Genomic DNA, 1,084 nt, shown 5'->3' with positions numbered 1-1,084 from the left:
CGGGCAGGCGTCCGCTGGGGTTGGTGCGTCCGCTGAGGACGGTGGCGATGGCGCGGGTGCCGGCCTCGCCGGGGAAGAAGGTCTGCACGATGGCGGCGGCGTGGGTGGTGGCGCGGCCCAGGGCGTAGGGGCGGCCGGCGAGTAGGACCAGGACGACGGGGGTGCCGGTGTCCAGGAGGGTGTCGAGCAGTTGTTGCTGGACGCCGGGCAGTTGCAGGGTTTCGGCGTCGCAGCCTTCGCCGCTGGTGCCGCGGCCGAACAGGCCGGCGCGGTCGCCGAGGGCGAGGACGACGACGTCGCTGGCGTGGGCGGCGGCGACGGCGTCGGCGAAGCCGGTGGTGTCGGGGGTGTCGATGGTGGCGCCGGGGACGGTGATCAGGTCGCTGTCGGGGAACTCGCGGGCCAGTTCCTGTTTGAGGGTGGGCAGTTCGATGCCGAGGGGGGTCTGCGGGTGCTGGGAGCCGACGTGGACGGGGAAGGCGTAGCAGCCCAGGACGGCGGTGGGGGTGTCGGCGTTGGGGCCGATCAGTGCGATGCGGCGGGGGCGGGTGAGGGGGAGGGTGCCGTCGTTGCGGACGAGGACGACGGCTTGTTCGGCGATCTCGCGGGCCAGTTGCCGGTTGTCGTCGGGGTCGAGGTCGAGGGTGCCGCGGAGGGCGGCGGGGTCGTCCAGGGGGCGGCCGGCCAGGGCGGGGGGNTCGTCGGGGTCGAGGTCGAGGGTGCCGCGGAGGGCGGCGGGGTCGTCCAGGGGGCGGCCGGCCAGGGCGGGGGGGATCGGGTTCCAGTCGGGGTCGAGCAGGCCGAGTTCGGCTTTTTGGGTCAGGACGCGGTGCAGGGCGCGGTCGATGAGGGTTTCGGGGACGGTGCCTGTTTCGACGGCGCGTTGGAGGGGTTCGCCGAAGGTTTTGACGGTGGGCAGTTCGACGTCGACGCCGGCGGCGAGGGCGAGGTGGGCGGCGTGGGCCCAGTCGGCGGCGACGCCGTGCAGGAGTTTGAGGAAGGCGATGCCGAAGTAGTCGGCGACGACGGTGCCCTGGAAGCCCCAGGTGTCGCGGAGCAGGCCGGTCAGGAGGGTGTCGTCGGC

The 1,084-nt window shown here is 73.9% G+C and carries 1 protein-coding gene; it reads right to left on the bottom strand.

Features of this window, described 5'->3' with window-relative positions; translation table 11 throughout:
- A partial coding sequence (locus ACFP3V_RS28840; protein ID WP_380589739.1) for a glycoside hydrolase family 3 C-terminal domain-containing protein occupies positions 1-1,084 on the bottom strand: 1,084 nt, incomplete at both ends.

It is taken from the genome of Streptacidiphilus monticola (assembly GCF_042658505.1).
GTDB classification, from domain to species: domain Bacteria; phylum Actinomycetota; class Actinomycetes; order Streptomycetales; family Streptomycetaceae; genus Streptacidiphilus; species Streptacidiphilus monticola.
This window is presented reverse-complemented; position numbering and strand designations above follow the sequence as displayed.